At 70.1% G+C, this 14,324-nt stretch carries 16 protein-coding genes; 8 read left to right on the top strand and 8 right to left on the bottom strand.

The genetic code is table 11. The features are described from left to right. Positions 1-19: 19 nt before the first annotated feature. Genes sufC through BLV96_RS44640 form a run of 4 tightly spaced genes read right to left on the bottom strand, consistent with a single transcriptional unit; the run spans position 20 to position 4,222 of the window. On the bottom strand, positions 20-790 hold the full coding sequence (gene sufC, locus BLV96_RS44655) for a Fe-S cluster assembly ATPase SufC (protein ID WP_086678000.1): 771 nt from the start codon (positions 788-790) through the stop codon (positions 20-22). Positions 791-822: 32 nt separating this feature from the next. Beyond that, complete coding sequence (gene sufD / locus BLV96_RS44650; RefSeq protein ID WP_086678001.1) at positions 823-1,995, bottom strand: Fe-S cluster assembly protein SufD; 1,173 nt, start codon at positions 1,993-1,995, stop codon at positions 823-825. A 2-nt stretch (positions 1,996-1,997) separates the two neighbouring features. Continuing rightward, positions 1,998-3,446 (bottom strand): Fe-S cluster assembly protein SufB, encoded by a 1,449-nt coding sequence (gene sufB / locus BLV96_RS44645; protein WP_086678002.1) that lies wholly within the window; start codon positions 3,444-3,446, stop codon positions 1,998-2,000. Continuing rightward, on the bottom strand, positions 3,443-4,222 hold the full coding sequence (locus BLV96_RS44640; RefSeq protein ID WP_208608509.1) for a helix-turn-helix transcriptional regulator: 780 nt from the start codon (positions 4,220-4,222) through the stop codon (positions 3,443-3,445). Before BLV96_RS44640 ends, sufB begins: the two co-directional genes overlap by 4 nt. Before the next feature lie 171 nt (positions 4,223-4,393). Between BLV96_RS44640 and mptB the strand changes: the two genes are divergently transcribed. The 6 genes from mptB (at position 4,394) to BLV96_RS50160 (ending at position 10,028) form a co-directional block, all read left to right on the top strand. Beyond that, complete coding sequence (mptB, locus tag BLV96_RS44635) at positions 4,394-6,025, top strand: polyprenol phosphomannose-dependent alpha 1,6 mannosyltransferase MptB (protein ID WP_086678003.1); 1,632 nt, start codon at positions 4,394-4,396, stop codon at positions 6,023-6,025. 6 nt (positions 6,026-6,031) lie between these two features. Then, positions 6,032-6,958, top strand: coding sequence for an ABC transporter ATP-binding protein (locus BLV96_RS44630; RefSeq protein ID WP_086678004.1), 927 nt, complete (start codon positions 6,032-6,034; stop codon positions 6,956-6,958). Positions 6,959-7,011: 53 nt separating this feature from the next. After that, the gene (locus tag BLV96_RS44625; RefSeq protein WP_086678005.1) at positions 7,012-7,737 is read left to right on the top strand and encodes an ABC transporter permease; all 726 of its coding nucleotides are present in this window, start codon (positions 7,012-7,014) and stop codon (positions 7,735-7,737) included. Positions 7,738-7,841: 104 nt separating this feature from the next. Then, on the top strand, positions 7,842-8,807 hold the full coding sequence (locus tag BLV96_RS44620; RefSeq protein WP_086678006.1) for a COX15/CtaA family protein: 966 nt from the start codon (positions 7,842-7,844) through the stop codon (positions 8,805-8,807). A gap of 37 nt (positions 8,808-8,844) precedes the next feature. Continuing rightward, complete coding sequence (locus BLV96_RS44615) at positions 8,845-9,774, top strand: acyl-CoA desaturase (protein WP_086678007.1); 930 nt, start codon at positions 8,845-8,847, stop codon at positions 9,772-9,774. A gap of 95 nt (positions 9,775-9,869) precedes the next feature. Continuing rightward, positions 9,870-10,028, top strand: coding sequence for a hypothetical protein (locus BLV96_RS50160; RefSeq protein WP_158104164.1), 159 nt, complete (start codon positions 9,870-9,872; stop codon positions 10,026-10,028). Between the two features lie 48 nt (positions 10,029-10,076). Here the strand turns inward: BLV96_RS50160 and BLV96_RS44610 are convergent, their stop codons facing one another. Continuing rightward, positions 10,077-11,210 (bottom strand): hypothetical protein, encoded by a 1,134-nt coding sequence (locus BLV96_RS44610; RefSeq protein ID WP_208608503.1) that lies wholly within the window; start codon positions 11,208-11,210, stop codon positions 10,077-10,079. Between the two features lie 144 nt (positions 11,211-11,354). On the opposite strand from BLV96_RS44610, the gene BLV96_RS50155 reads away from it, so the two are divergent. Further along, positions 11,355-11,510 (top strand): hypothetical protein, encoded by a 156-nt coding sequence (locus BLV96_RS50155; protein WP_158104165.1) that lies wholly within the window; start codon positions 11,355-11,357, stop codon positions 11,508-11,510. Here the strand turns inward: BLV96_RS50155 and BLV96_RS44605 are convergent, their stop codons facing one another. Beyond that, complete coding sequence (locus BLV96_RS44605) at positions 11,511-12,371, bottom strand: ATP-grasp domain-containing protein (RefSeq protein WP_086678008.1); 861 nt, start codon at positions 12,369-12,371, stop codon at positions 11,511-11,513. Next, positions 12,368-12,667 carry a hypothetical protein gene (locus BLV96_RS44600; RefSeq protein WP_244180951.1) on the bottom strand — a complete coding sequence of 100 codons (300 nt, stop codon included), beginning with the start codon at positions 12,665-12,667 and terminating at the stop codon, positions 12,368-12,370. The genes BLV96_RS44605 and BLV96_RS44600 overlap by 4 nt, the downstream gene beginning before the upstream one ends. Before the next feature lie 92 nt (positions 12,668-12,759). Between BLV96_RS44600 and BLV96_RS44595 the strand changes: the two genes are divergently transcribed. Next, positions 12,760-13,728 (top strand): quinone oxidoreductase family protein, encoded by a 969-nt coding sequence (locus BLV96_RS44595; protein WP_086678010.1) that lies wholly within the window; start codon positions 12,760-12,762, stop codon positions 13,726-13,728. A 92-nt stretch (positions 13,729-13,820) separates the two neighbouring features. Here the strand turns inward: BLV96_RS44595 and BLV96_RS44590 are convergent. After that, a partial coding sequence (locus tag BLV96_RS44590) for a transposase family protein (RefSeq protein WP_143051132.1) occupies positions 13,821-14,324 on the bottom strand: 504 nt, incomplete at its 5' end.

Below are 14,324 nucleotides of genomic sequence, written 5' to 3'. Positions count from 1 at the left end.
CGGTGTGTACTGGCGGAAGTCAGAGCGCGGCCGGCTCGGGCTTGCCGACGTACTTGACGTACCCGTTCTCTTCCAGCTCGTCGGCCAGCTCCTTGCCGCCCGACTCGACGATCTTGCCGCCGGCGAAGACGTGCACGAAGTCCGGCGTGATGTGCCGCAGGATCCGGGTGTAGTGCGTGATCAGCATGACGCCGACCTCGCTCGAAGCCTTGTACGCGTTGACGCCCTCGGACACGACGCGCAGGGCGTCGACGTCCAGACCGGAGTCGGTCTCGTCGAGGATGGCGAACTTCGGCTTGAGCAGCGCCAGCTGCAGGATCTCGTGGCGCTTCTTCTCGCCGCCGGAGAAGCCCTCGTTGACCGAGCGCTCGGCGAACTCCTGCGAGATCTCGAGCTTGCCCATCTCCTCCTTGACCTCCTTGACCCAGTGGCGCAGCTTGGGGGCCTCGCCACGGACCGCGGTGGCCGCGGTGCGGAGGAAGTTGGACATGGAGACGCCGGGGACCTCGACCGGGTACTGCATCGCGAGGAACAGGCCCGCGCGGGCGCGCTCGTCGACGCTCATCTCGAGGACGTTCTCGCCGTCGAGGAGCACCTCTCCGGAGGTCACCTGGTACTTCGGGTGCCCGGCGATCGCGTAGGACAGCGTGGACTTGCCCGAGCCGTTCGGGCCCATGATCGCGTGCGTCTCGCCCGACTTGATGGTCAGGTTGACGCCCTTGAGGATCTCCTTGGCGCCTTCGTCGGTCGTGACCGAGGCGTGGAGGTCCTTGATTTCCAGGGTAGCCATTCTTCGTTTCCTAAAGTCTGTGGTGGACGGCGTCAGGCGCCAACGGCTTCGAGTTCGGCCTCGATCGCGGCTTCGAGGCGCTCGCGCACCTCGGGGACGTCGATCTTCACCAGGATCTCGTGGAAGAACCCGCGCACGACCAGGCGCCGCGCGGCTTCTTCGGCGATCCCGCGCGACTGGAGGTAGAACAACTGCTCGTCGTCGAACCTTCCCGTCGCGCTCGCGTGGCCGGCGCCTTCGATCTCGCCGGTCTCGATCTCGAGGTTCGGCACCGAGTCCGCGCGCGCACCCGGCGTCAGCACCAGGTTGCGGTTGAGCTCGTAGGTGTCGGTGGCCTCGGCCGCGGCGCGGATCAGGACGTCGCCGATCCAGACCGCGTGGGCGTCGTCGCCCTGCAGCGCGCCCTTGTACATCACGCGCGACTTGCAGTTCGGGACCGCGTGGTCGACGAAGAGGCGGTGCTCCTGGTGCTGGCCCTGGTCCGCGAAGTAGACGCCGAGCATCTCGACGTCGCCGCCCTTGTCGGCGAAGGTCGCCGTCGGCGAGACGCGGACCAGGTCGCCGCCCAGGGTGATCACGGTGTGCCGCAGCGCGGCGTCGCGGCCCAGCTTCAGGTGCTGCTCGGAGACGTGCACGGCGTCGTCGGCCCAGTCCTGGACGCTGACCACGGTGACCTTGGCGCCGTCGCCGATGACGAACTCGACGTTGCCGGCGTAGGTGCCGGAGCCGACGTGGTCGAGCACGATCACGGCTTCGGCGAACGCCTCGGCGCGGACCTGCAGGTGCCCGTAGGCGACCTGGCCCTCGCCCGGGCCGTGGATCCGCAGCACGGACGGCTTCGACGCCTTCGTCTCCTTGGGCACCGTCACGACGGTGGCCTTGGTGAACGCCGAGTACGCCTGCGCGGCGATCCGGTCGCTCGGCACGCCGGCGGCACCCAGCCGCTCGTCGTCCCGGCCGACCGACTCGATCTTCAGCTCGGGCGCGGCCTCGGCGTCGAGCGTGATCTCGCCGGTGGCGGTCGCGCTGCCGTCGTGCAGGCCGCGAAGGCGCTTCATCGGCGTGAAGCGCCAGTTCTCCTCACGACCGCCGGGGACCTCGAAGGCCTCGACGTCGTAGGAGGTGAAGCGCTCCGCGCGGGAGGCGGCCGGGATGACCGCCCCCTCGCGAAGAGCTTCGGAAACGTTGTTCTCGGTAACCGACATGACTAGCCGACGGACCCTTCCATCTGGAGCTCGATCAGGCGGTTCAGCTCGAGCGCGTACTCCATCGGCAGCTCACGGGCGATCGGCTCCACGAAGCCGCGCACGATCATCGCCATCGCCTCGGCCTCGTCGAGACCGCGCGACATCAGGTAGAACAGCTGGTCTTCGCTGACCTTGGACACCGTGGCCTCGTGGCCCATCGACACCTCGTCGTTGCGGATGTCCACGTACGGGTACGTGTCCGAGCGCGAGATGGTGTCGACGAGCAGCGCGTCGCAGACGACGCTGGAGCGCGAGTGGTGCGCGCGCTTCGCGACGCGGACCAGGCCGCGGTACGAGGTGCGGCCGCCGCCGCGCGCCACCGACTTCGACACGATGGTCGAGGAGGTGTGCGGCGCGAGGTGTTCCATCTTGGCGCCCGCGTCCTGGTGCTGGCCCTCGCCCGCGAACGCGACCGACAGGACCTCGCCCTTGGCGTGCTCGCCCATGAGGAACACCGACGGGTACTTCATCGTCACCTTGGAACCGATGTTGCCGTCGATCCATTCCATGGTCGCGCCCTCTTCGCACTTGGCGCGCTTGGTGACCAGGTTGTAGACGTTGTTCGACCAGTTCTGGATGGTCGTGTAGCGGCAGCGGGCGCCCTTCTTGACGATGATCTCCACGACCGCCGAGTGCAGCGAGTCGGACTGGTAGATCGGCGCCGTGCAGCCCTCGACGTAGTGCACGTACGCACCTTCGTCGACGATGATCAGGGTGCGCTCGAACTGGCCCATGTTCTCCGTGTTGATCCGGAAGTAGGCCTGCAGCGGGATCTCGACGTGCACGCCCTTCGGCACGTAGATGAACGAGCCGCCGGACCACACCGCCGTGTTCAGCGCGGAGAACTTGTTGTCGCCGGCCGGGATGACCGAGCCGAAGTACTCCTGGAACAGCTCCGGGTGCTCCTTGAGCGCGGAGTCGGTGTCCAGGAACAGGACGCCCTGCTCCTCCAGGTCCTCGCGGATCTGGTGGTAGACGACCTCGGACTCGTACTGCGCGGCGACACCGGCGACGAGGCGCTGCTTCTCCGCCTCGGGGATGCCGAGCTTGTCGTACGTGTTCTTGATGTCCTCGGGCAGGTCCTCCCAGGAGGTGGCCTGCTTCTCCGTGGACCGCACGAAGTACTTGATGTTCTCGAAGTCGATCCCGGAGAGGTCGGCCCCCCAGTTGGGCATGGGCTTCTTCTCGAAGAGCTTGAGCGCCTTCAGTCGCGCTTCGCGCATCCACTCCGGCTCGGACTTCTTCCCGGAGATGTCGGTGACGACATCTTCGTTCAGCCCGCGACGGGCGCTGGCGCCCGCCTCGTCGGAGTCGGCCCAGCCGAACGCGTACTTGCCAAGGGACTCGATGGTCTCTTCCTGGCTCAGTGGCGCGGTGGTGGGAGTGCGCTGCTCGGCAGCGGCAGTCATGCGGGTTTCCCTCCATTCGGGATCCGTGCTGTGCGCCCAGGGGGCACCGTGCTTCCCGGCTCGGGATGGGCCGGGTTGTTACCCGCCGGAACGGGAACGTGGGTGGTGCACGCGGAGTCACCGCGCGCGATGGTCGCCAGCCGCTGGACGTGGGTGCCCAGCAGCTGCGCGAACGCCTCGGTCTCGGCCTCGCAGAGCTGCGGGAACTCCGCGGCCACGTGGGCGACCGGGCAGTGGTGCTGGCAAAGCTGTGCGCCCACGTTCTGACCGGGTGCCGGGGCACCGACCTGACGGGTCGACGCAGCGTAGCCCTCCCTGGTCAACGCGGTCGCCAGGGCCTCGGCGCGTGCCGCGGGATCACTCGACCCAGTGATCGCCGAGCGGTGCGGCCCGACCAGCTTCTCGATGCGGCGCTCGGCGAAGGTGCGGACGGCGTCTTCACCGGCGTGCTCGGCGAGGAAGCGGATGGCCGACACGGCCAGGTCGTCGTAGGCGTGCCCGAACCGCGCGCGGCCGGGCTCGGTGAGCAGGAAGAGCTTGGCCGGACGCCCCCGGCCCCGGGGTCCGCGGCGCGGCGCGTCCCGGGTCTCGGCCTCGCCGTCGGCGAGCAGCGCGTCGAGGTGCCGGCGGACGGCCGTCGGGCTGATCCCGAGCTGCTCGGCGACCACGACGGCGGTCATGGGACCCTGTTCCAGGAGCAGCCGGGCGACCTCGTGCCGGGTCTTGCCCTCGGCGCTGACCTGCGACGGGACGTGCGGGTGTGCGGCGCGGGGCATGTCGCCGCCCGCCTGGTCACCCGCCTCCGTCTTTTTCACAACACAAGTGTGTCTTATTTCCGGATGACCCGCAAAGGCGGGGTCTCCGGCAGTGACCCGACTCACTCCGGGGCGGACCGATACCCTGCACGCGTGGCTGTGGGCGAACATCCTGCTCAGCAGGAACGGCAAGTGGCGGAGCTGGACACCGGGAGTGCCCACCCCGTCACGCTTTCGCCCGTCCGCCCGCTGGAGCCGCTGCCCCTGGAGGCGGACGAGCGCCGCGGGCTGAACGTCGTCCGCCGCTTCGGCACGGTCGGGTCGCTCTTCCTCGCCCTCGGGTCCCTCGGTGCCGGCGCCGCCCCGGTCATCAACCCGGTGCAGGAGATCCCGGTGCTGCGGCTGTTCACCCGGATCCCGACGGTGTCGCTCGCCATCGCCATCTCCGGGATGGGCATCCTGGTGCTGAGCTGGCTGATGCTCGGCAAGTTCGCCCGCCCCGACCGCACCCGGCTCGCCTCCCAGGGCCAGCTCGCCCGGACCATCGCGCTGTGGGTGCTGCCGCTGCTGGTCATCCCGCCGCTGTTCTCCCGCGACGTCTACAGCTACCTCGCGCAGAGCGAGATCGTGCACCGCGGGATGGACCCGTACGTGCTCGGCCCGGCGCAGGCCCTCGGCGTCGCCGACCCGTTCACCGCGGGCGTGTCGAACATGTGGCGCGAGACGCCGGCGCCGTACGGGCCCCTGGTGCTGCGCCTCGGCGGCTGGCTGGCGCCGCTGGCCGGCAACAGCATCGCCGTCGGCGTGCTGCTGCAGCGGCTGCTCGCGCTCGCCGGCGTCGTCCTCATCGTCTGGGCGCTGCCCCGGCTGGCCCGCCGTTTCGGCGTCCAGCCCGCGACGGCGCTGTGGCTCGGCGCGCTGAACCCGCTGCTGATCTTCCACTTCGTCGCGGGCGCCCACAACGACGCGCTCGCCGTCGGCTTGATGCTCGCCGGCCTCGAGGTCGGCATCCGCAAGCTGCCGATCCGGGTGAAGGGCGACACACCACCACCGCTCGCGCGCGGGGAACTGCTGTACATCGGCCTGGGCGTGGCGATCATCACCCTCGGCGTCGCGGTGAAGCTGCCCGCGGTGTTCGCGCTGCCGTTCTTCGCCGTGATGGTCGCGCGGCGCTGGCACGGCCGCCTCAAGGACCTCTTCTACGCGGGCGCTCCGATGGCGGCGTGGTTCGGCGTGGTCCTCGTCGCCGTGTGCTTCGGCACCGGGCTCGGCTTCGGCTGGGTCGGCGCGACGTTCAACACCCCCGGCCTGGTCCGCTCCTGGATCTCCCCCACCGCCGAGCTCGCCAACCTCTCCGGCGTCCTCGGCATCGCGCTCGGCCTCGGCAACCACACCAACGGCCTGGTCCCGATCCTCGGCGCGCTCGGCTACCTCGTCGCCGTCGCGATCACCGCGAAGTTCCTCTGGGACAGCTTCAAGTGGCGCTACCGGCCGATCATCGGCCTCGGCGTCTCCCTCGGCGCGGTGATGATCCTGCAGATCAACCTGCAGCCCTGGTACGTCCTGTGGGCGGTGATCCCGCTGGCCGCGGCGGCCGGGACGTCCCGCTTCCGGGTGGCCGCGGCGGTGCTGTCCGCCGCCCTGCCGTTCCTGCTGCCCCCGACCGGCAGCACCTTCGACGGCCGCCCGTACGTGCTGCCGTTCGCCTACGTCGCGGCGATCGTCGTGTGCGGCGGCGGCATGCTCATCGTGCGGCGCCTCGCTCCCGTCTTGCTCTCCAGGCCGTCCCCGCGGCTGCCCGCGCGGGCCGAGCCCGTATCGTGACCCGATGTGAGTGCCCCCGCCGTCGAGATCACCGGGCTGGTCAAAAGCTACGGCTCCACCCGCGCGGTCGACGGTCTCGACCTGCGGATGGAGCGCGGCAGCCTGCTCGCCCTGCTCGGTCCGAACGGGGCCGGCAAGACCACCACCGTCGAGATCTGCGAAGGCTTCCTCAAGCCTGACGCCGGTTCGGTGCGCGTGCTCGGCCTCGACCCGGTCCGCGAGTCGGCGGCGCTGCGCCCCCGCGTCGGGATCATGCCCCAGGGCGGCGGCGCCTACCCCGGCGTCCGCGCCGACGAGATGCTCAACCTGGTCGCCTCCTGCGCGGCGTCCCCGCTGGACCCGGCGTGGCTGCTGGACGTGCTCGGTCTTTCGAGCGTCCGGCGGACGCCGTTCAAGCGCCTCTCCGGCGGTCAGCAGCAGCGGCTTTCGCTGGCGTGCGCCCTGGTCGGGCGCCCCGAACTGGTGTTCCTCGACGAGCCGACGGCGGGCATGGACCCGCAGGCCCGCCGGCTGGTGTGGGACCTGCTCGCGGCGTTGCGCCGCGACGGCGTTTCGGTGCTGCTCACGACGCACCTGATGGAGGAAGCCGAGGCGCTGGCCGACACGGTGGTGATCGCGGACCACGGCAAGGTCGTCGTCTCGGGTGCGCCGCAGTCGCTGACGGTGGACGAGAGCGGCAACGCGGGCCTGCGCTTCAAGGCCCGCACGCGGCTGGACACGGCGTTGCTGACGGCGGCGCTGCCGGAGGGCTACGCGGTGCGCGAGTCGGCACCGGGCACGTACGTCGTGGTGGGGTCGGTCGACCCGCAGGTCGTGTCGACGGTCACGGCGTGGTGCGCGCAGCAGGGCGTCCTGCCGGAAGAGCTGCAGGTCGGCAAGCGCACGCTCGAAGAAGTCTTCCTCGAGCTGACCGGACGGGAGCTGCGGGCGTGACTTTTGCTCCTGGCACTTTCACCCCGGCCCCCGGGCGCGGCTCCCTCGGCCGGATGCTCCGGACGCACGCGCGGGTCGAGGCGAGCTTGACGTTGCGCCACGGCGAGCAGGTGCTGCTCACCCTGCTGATCCCGCTGGCGTTGCTGATCGGGTTGTCGCTGCTGGACATCCTGCCCGCGTCTTCGCTGGGTTCGGTTTCGCGAGTGGACTGGATCACGCCGAGGATCCTGGCGCTGGCGGTGATGTCGTCGGCGTTCACGGGCCAGGCGATCGCGCTGGGCTTCGACCGGCGCTACGGAGTGCTGAAGCGCCTGTCGGCGACGGCATTGCCCCGGTGGCTGCTCGTGGCCGGCCGGCTCATCGCCGCGCTGGTGGTGGTCGTCCTGCAGTCGGTGATCATCGGCGTGGTGGCGGCGTTCCTGGGCTGGTCGCCGTCTCTTTCGGGCCTGTTCTCGGCGGTCCTGCTGCTGGTGCTGGGAACTCTTGCTTTCGGTGCGCTCGGCGTCCTTTTGGGCGGCGCTTTGCGTGCGGAAGCCGTGCTGGCGCTGGCCAACATCGTGTGGTTCGTGTTGCTGCTGGCCGGGGGGATCCTGCTGGCGCCGTCGTCGCTGCCGTCCGGGTTGGCTCGTGTGGTGGAGCTGCTGCCGTCGGGGGCGCTGGCGGAGGGGATGCGGTCCGCGTTGGTGGACGGGGCGTTCGCGCCCGGGCCGATGCTGGTCCTGGCGGTGTGGGCGGTCGTCGCGGGCGCGGTGGCCTCGCGCACCACGAAACTCACCTGAGTCCCGGCCTTCGCGTGACCTAGGTCCCTTGCGCCCCACGCCCCTCTTCTGGGCGCCGGGACCTGCCGAAAGCCCGGTTTCCGCGCGGTTCTACCATCGAGCACGTGCCGTTCACCAGCCTCGTCGCCCGCCTGCCGTTTCCGTCCGCCGCCGTGCAGCGGGCCGTCGGGATCGCCGCCGTCGTCGCGCAGGCGCTGATCGGCGTCACCGGCTCGATCGTGCGCGTCACCGGGTCCGGGCTCGGCTGCCCGACCTGGCCGCAGTGCGTCGCCGGCAGCCTGGTGCCCAAGCACGACTCCGGCATCGACGCGCTCAACCAGTGGATCGAGTTCGGCAACCGGCTGCTGACCGGCGTCGTCATCGCCGTCGCGGCCATCGCGGTCATCACGGCGTGGCGCGTGCAGATCGACCACCCGTCCCGCAAGCGCCTGGTGAAGCTGGCCTGGACGATGCCCGGCGGCGTCGTGCTGCAGGCCGTCGTCGGCGGGATGACCGTGCTCGCGAAGCTCGAGTGGTGGACCGTCGCGATCCACTTCCTCGCCACCACTCCCCTGGTGTGGCTCGCGGTCCTGCTGCTGCGCGCGTTCCGCGAGGGCGACGAACCCGCGCGTTCGCTGGTGCCCGCGTCCGGCCGGGGCATCCTGGTGGCGCTGGCCGCGGTGATGTGGCTGGTGCTCGCGGCGGGCACGACGGTGACCGGCGCCGGCCCGCACAGCGGCGACATCAACACCCACCGCCTCGACGCCCCGGTCGAGTCCCTCGCCCAGGTCCACGGCGGTCTCCTGGTGCTCTACTTGCTGCTGCTGGCGGTGTTCGGCCTCCAGCTGATGCGCATCGGCGCGCCGAAGGGCCTCTGGCAGCGCTACACCGTGGTCTGGGTGGTCGCGGTGGCGCAGGGCGGGCTCGGTTCGCTGCAGTACGCGCTGGGCGTACCGGAGGCGATGGTGTCGTTCCACGTCCTGGGCGCGATGGCGGTGATCATCGCGACGGCATCGCTGTGGGTCGGCAGCCGCGACCGCGGCCCGGTGGTTTCCCTGACGGCGGCCCCTAAGGAACTCGCCACCGCCTGAACACACCACCGTAACTCGGTGCGGTTACGGTGCGCCCATGACGACGCGCTCCGCGCCCAAGCCGCTCATCTCCCACCGCCGCGGCACCGGCGAGATGCTGGTGCTGAAGACGTTCCTGCTGGTGCCGTTCGCGGCGCTCCTGATCGCGGTCCCGCTGGTGTGGGGCTGGGGAATGACCTGGATCGACCTGGCGCTGGCGGCGGCGTTCTACGTGTTCGCGACGCTCGGCGTGACGGTCGGTTACCACCGCTACTTCACGCACGGGGCGTTCAAGGCGTCCCGGCCGTTGCGCGTGGCGTTGGCGATCGCGGGGAGCATGGCGGTCCAGGGCTCGGTGATCTTCTGGGTGGCGAGCCACCGCCGGCACCACGCGTTCGCGGACCGGGAGGGCGACCCGCACTCGCCGTGGCTGTTCGGGACGTCCCCGTCGGCGTTGCTGCGCGGGTTCTGGCACGCGCACATGGGGTGGATGTTCTCCCGCGAGGTGACCAACGCCGACCGCTTCGCGCCCGATCTGGTGGCCGACCGCGACCTGCGGGTGGTGAACCGGTACTTCTGGCTGTGGATCACGTTGAGCCTGGCCCTGCCGGCGCTACTGGGCGGGTTGCTGTCGTGGTCGTGGTGGGGCGTGGTGACGGCGTTCTTCTGGGCGGGACTGGTGCGGATCGCATTCCTGCACCACGTGTCCTGGTCGGTGAATTCGATTTGTCACCTGATCGGGGAAAGGCCGTTCGCTTCCCGCGACAAGGCGGCGAACTTCTGGCCGCTGGCGTTGTTGTCGATGGGCGAGTCGTGGCACAACTCGCACCACGCCGATCCGACGTGTGCGCGGCACGGGGTGCTGCGGGGCCAGGTGGACGTGTCGGCGCGGGTGATCCGGACCTTCGAGCAACTCGGATGGGCGACCGACGTTCGGTGGCCGCGGGCTGATCGCATGGCCGCCAAGCGGGTAAGCGAACAAGCATAATCTGCCTGTGACGCCACGAAAGAGAGATGACTCGCTCGATCGTGGCGCCCGGTTACTCCTACGGTGAGCCAACTTCCCATCACCGAAGGAGACTCGTGAAACAGCACAGCAAACTCCGGCGGATCATCGCCGCCGTCGCTCTGACCATCGCCGTGATCGGAGGGCTCGCCACCACGTCGAGCGGCCAGGAGCCGGCTGACACCACCACGACCGTCCTCGCGGGCGGCGGCGGTGGCGGCAACACCGGTAACTAGAAAACCAAGACGGGAATGATCTCTCGTGACCGATGCGACTCACGTCGGTCACGAGGATTTCCACCTGAAGGCAATACCGTAACTTTCCCGCGGATGGCAGCCATCGGCAAAGGTGTGCCGGACGAAACCGTCCCCGACCGGAATCAGGTGCGGATCACCGTCCGGCGGTTTCCGGGTCCGCTCGAATTCGAGCTGTTCCGCGTACCACCAGCACGCCTCGGGCAGGTGCTTCGCGTCGAAGCTCAGCTGGATCGTCAGCCCGCCGGGCTCGATGCCGTGATGGTCGATATCGACGTTGAGCCACCGGCGTTCCTCGTCGAGCTGCCCGTCGAGCGCCTCGGAAACGAACGTGTAGCGCTCGCCCTTGCGCAGCGTCCGGCGAAAGCGCAGACGCGCTTGGATCGGGTCGCCCCGGTTCACCCAGGGCGAAGCGACCACCCGGCACCCCCACAGGGCCGTCACCGGCAGGTCCTCCGGATCGTGCTCCCAGCCGATCGCCGCGTGCGTGTCGTAGCCGTCGACGCCGTCCTCGCAGGCGATGATGTCGCGCTCGGTGATGCGGCGCCGGATCGTCCGGCGGTGCATCACCGCGGTGATCAGCATGCGCTCGATGAACACCGGTTGCGCCCCTTGCGACGCCGCCCGGGCACGCCAGGTGGCGACTTCCGCCGCCGCCCGGCCGATGCTGATGTACGCCGGCCAGTCCGGACCGGCCGCCAGCTTCTCCCCCAGCGAGGCCGCCAGCGGCGCGAGCGACAACTTCCAGGCTTGGTGCATCGGCGTGGGAGTGGTCGGCGGCGGATCGCCGAAGACGCCCGGCAGCAGCATCAACTGCCGGAAGCGGTCGCCCAGCGTCGCTTTCCACGCGGTACCGCCCGGCGCCGGCGGGATCCGGAACGCCGCCATCAAGGTGTGGCGACGGCGGGAATTCGCGGCCACGCCGATCTCGTCGACCAGCAGGCCCCACACCGCGTATGCGCGCAACTCGGGCGCCAACGAGGCCGTCGGCGACACCAGGCAGCGCAGCACGGCCGCCGGTTCGCCCGCCGGGTTTTCGATCGCGTCGAGGAAGAAGTGCAGTGGCTCGCCGTCTTTGCGTCTGGCCAGCCAGCGCAGCGCGGCTTCGACCTCCGCGGGCGCAGCCGCGTCGTCTTCCGGTTCGCCGCCCATCCCGATCGTCATGACGCCCTCCGCTACCCCGCGACGAAGATCGACAATTCCCGGCAACGAAAAAACCGGTCCGGAAACAAAAGATCATTCCCGGCCACGCGCACCACCGGCCACCATTGCCTGGGAGTACTAGTACACCGATAAAGGGGTAGCACAGTGAACGACGAAAGGACAAGCAAACAGTCCCGCGGCCCGCGGGACTCGATCAAGGTCGGCCTCAGCGGGGTCGGCGGGCTCTACCTGCTCACCGGCTCGATCGCCGTGACCACGATCGGGGCCATCGTCGCCCTCGCGCTGGCGGCCGTGCGGTGACTACGCCAACTGCTGCCGCACCGCCGACGCGAAGCGGAGCGCCGCCGAGGCGTCCGTCTGGCGGAAGCCCAGCGATGGCTCCGCCAGCTCCAGCTCCAGCAGCAACGGCTTGCCGTCCGCGCCGCGGACCAGGTCCACCCGGGCGTACAGCAGCTCCGCGCGCAGGATGCCCAGCAACGCCGATGCCGCGTCCAGGACGTCCTCCGCCAGCGCCACCGCGTCCGCGGGCGGCGTGGCCGGACCCAGCTTCTCCGACAGGTACAAGCCCGATGCGTCCATTGTGGAGCCCAGCATCGCGCCCTTCGAGAACGCGTGCGAGTAGATCCCGCCCAGGTACACCAGGGCCAGCTCGCCGGATTCGTCCACACTGGACTGGTAGGGCTGGATCAGCGCGGTGTGACCGTCGGCGTGCAACGCCGAAACGTGCGCCGATGCGTCGGCGCCCGCCGCGAACCGGGCCGCGCCGCGGGAACCCGCGCCCACCGAGGGCTTCACCACGAAGTCCGACGACGGGAACCGGGCCGCCTCACCCGGCTCGACGAGCGAAGTGGGCACCACCGCGACACCCGCGTCGAGCAGCTCGACCAGGTACGATTTGTCCGTGTTCCAGCGGAGCACGGGCGCGGAGTTGAACAGGGAAGGCACCGACTCGCACCACGAAAGGAACTCCGCCCGGCGCTCGGCGTAGTCCCAGGTCGCCCGCAGGATCACGGCGTCGGCCGAGGAGAAGTCGGCGCCCGAGTCCCACGCCGCCCACGACACCGAGAAGCCCAGCGAGGTCAACGCCGGCACCACGGCGTCGTCGTCGCCGTCGCCCGTGGGGAGCTCCGCGCAGCCGACCAGGATCGCGCTGGGGCTCACCGGCCCGCCATCTTGCGACGGTGCTCCGGGCCGATCTTCGTCTGCTTGACCGTCTCGGCGTCCCACTCAGCCGGTGAGAGGTCCTCGACCGCCTCGATCAGCGCCTCGCCGGTCGCCACCGAAGGCACCACCACGTCGCCGAGCGCGCCGTCGGCGCCGACCAGCACGACGCGCGCGCCCGCGCGGCCGATGTTCTCGACCACCGCGCGGGACGGCTTGCCGTGCGCCTTCACGAACTTGCGGGCCGCGCCCAGCTGCGCGCTGGTCGGCGGGACAGTCTCTTCGGAATCAGACACGTACCGAACCATAACCAAGGGAGAGCCGGAACGCGGAACAGCGTGGCGTCGGCCATAGTTGCTACCGGGAGAACCCGACCCGAGGAGGACGCATGCCCACCGCAGTGCAGGTGACGAAGACCGGCGGCCCGGAAGTGCTCGAAGCGGCCGAAGTGGACGTCGCGGCCCCGCAGGCCGGCGAACTGCTGGTCGACGTCGCCGCGGCCGGCGTCAACTACATCGACACCTACCAGCGGCAGGGCATCTACCCCATCGACCTGCCGTTCGTCCTCGGCCTCGAGGGCGCGGGCACGGTCGTCGAGGCGGGCGAGGGCACCGGCTTCGCGCCCGGTGACCGCGTCGCCTGGCAGGGGTCGCTCGGCAGTTACGCGGCGCGCAAGCTGGTCCCGGCGTCGGTGGCGGTCAAGGTCCCCGAGGGCGTCTCGCTGGAGACCGCCGCCGCGACCATGCTGCAGGGCATGACCGCGCACTACCTGGTCGCGTCGACGTTCGAGGTCAAGCCGGGCCACGACGTGCTGGTGCACGCGGCCGCGGGCGGTGTCGGCCTGCTGCTGGTCCAGCTGGCCAAGGCCCGCGGCGCCCGCGTGATCGGCACGGTGTCGACCGAAGAGAAGGAGAAGCTCGCCCGCGAAGCCGGCGCGGACGAGGTGATCCGCTACGACCGCGACGACTTCACCAAGGTGACCCGCGAGCTGACGAACGGCGAGGGCGTCGACGTGGTGTACGACGGCGTCGGCAAGGACACCGTCGACGGCAGCCTGGCCAGCCTCAAGGTCCGCGGCCTGCTGGCGTTGTTCGGCGCGTCCAGCGGCCCGGTGCCGCCGATCGACCCGCAGCGCCTCAACTCGGGCGGTTCGCTGTACCTGACCCGCCCGACGTCAGTGCACTACACGCGCACGCACGAGGAGATCGACTGGCGCTCGAAGGAGCTGTTCGACGCGGTCCTCGCGGGCGACCTGACCGTCCGCATCGGCGGCAAGTACCCGCTGGCCGACGCCCGCAAGGCGCACGAGGACCTGCAGGGGCGCCGGACGACGGGCAAGCTGCTGCTCATTCCTTGACCCGAGCGCCCCAATGTGGCCTTGGTTGCGTCTGACGCACCGAAGGCCACATTGGGTGCGTCACACGCACCGAAGGCCACATTGAGGTTTTCTCAGTAGCGCCCCTGGTGTTCGTGATGGGTCAGAACGAGTGCTGCTTGGACGATCGCGCCGATGCGTTTCGGGCAGAGGCTGATGCGGTGCAGGGCTGACCAGCGGGTTTTGAGGATGGCCATGGCGCGTTCGCCGAGGGCCCGTGCCCGGGATTGCAGCAGGTTGTAAACCCGCTGACGGGGGCCGAGAAGCGGTTGACCTGCGGTTTTCTTGACCGGGGTCCGGATGCCGATCCCGGCTGCGTGGTAGGCCTTGTCCGCCAGCGTCGGCAGGCCCTCGGCTGCGGCGGCGGTCAACGCGCCGGTGATGCCCAGGTCGCGGGCGGCGGAGAGATCATTGCGGGAGCCGGGCAGCACCTCAGAAACCCAGAGCGGGAACCCGTCGGCGGTGGCCAGGAACTGCACGTTGCCGCCGAAGCTGCGGTGTTTGCCGGAGTACCACAGATGCACCGTGGCTCCCCGGTTCGTGCCTTTGGTTTTGATCGTGGTCGCCGCGACCCGGTC

The organism is Amycolatopsis pretoriensis (genome assembly GCF_900107925.1).
GTDB classification, from domain to species: domain Bacteria; phylum Actinomycetota; class Actinomycetes; order Mycobacteriales; family Pseudonocardiaceae; genus Amycolatopsis; species Amycolatopsis pretoriensis.
Note: the sequence above shows the minus strand (reverse complement) of the source record. Positions and strands in the feature narration are given on the sequence as shown.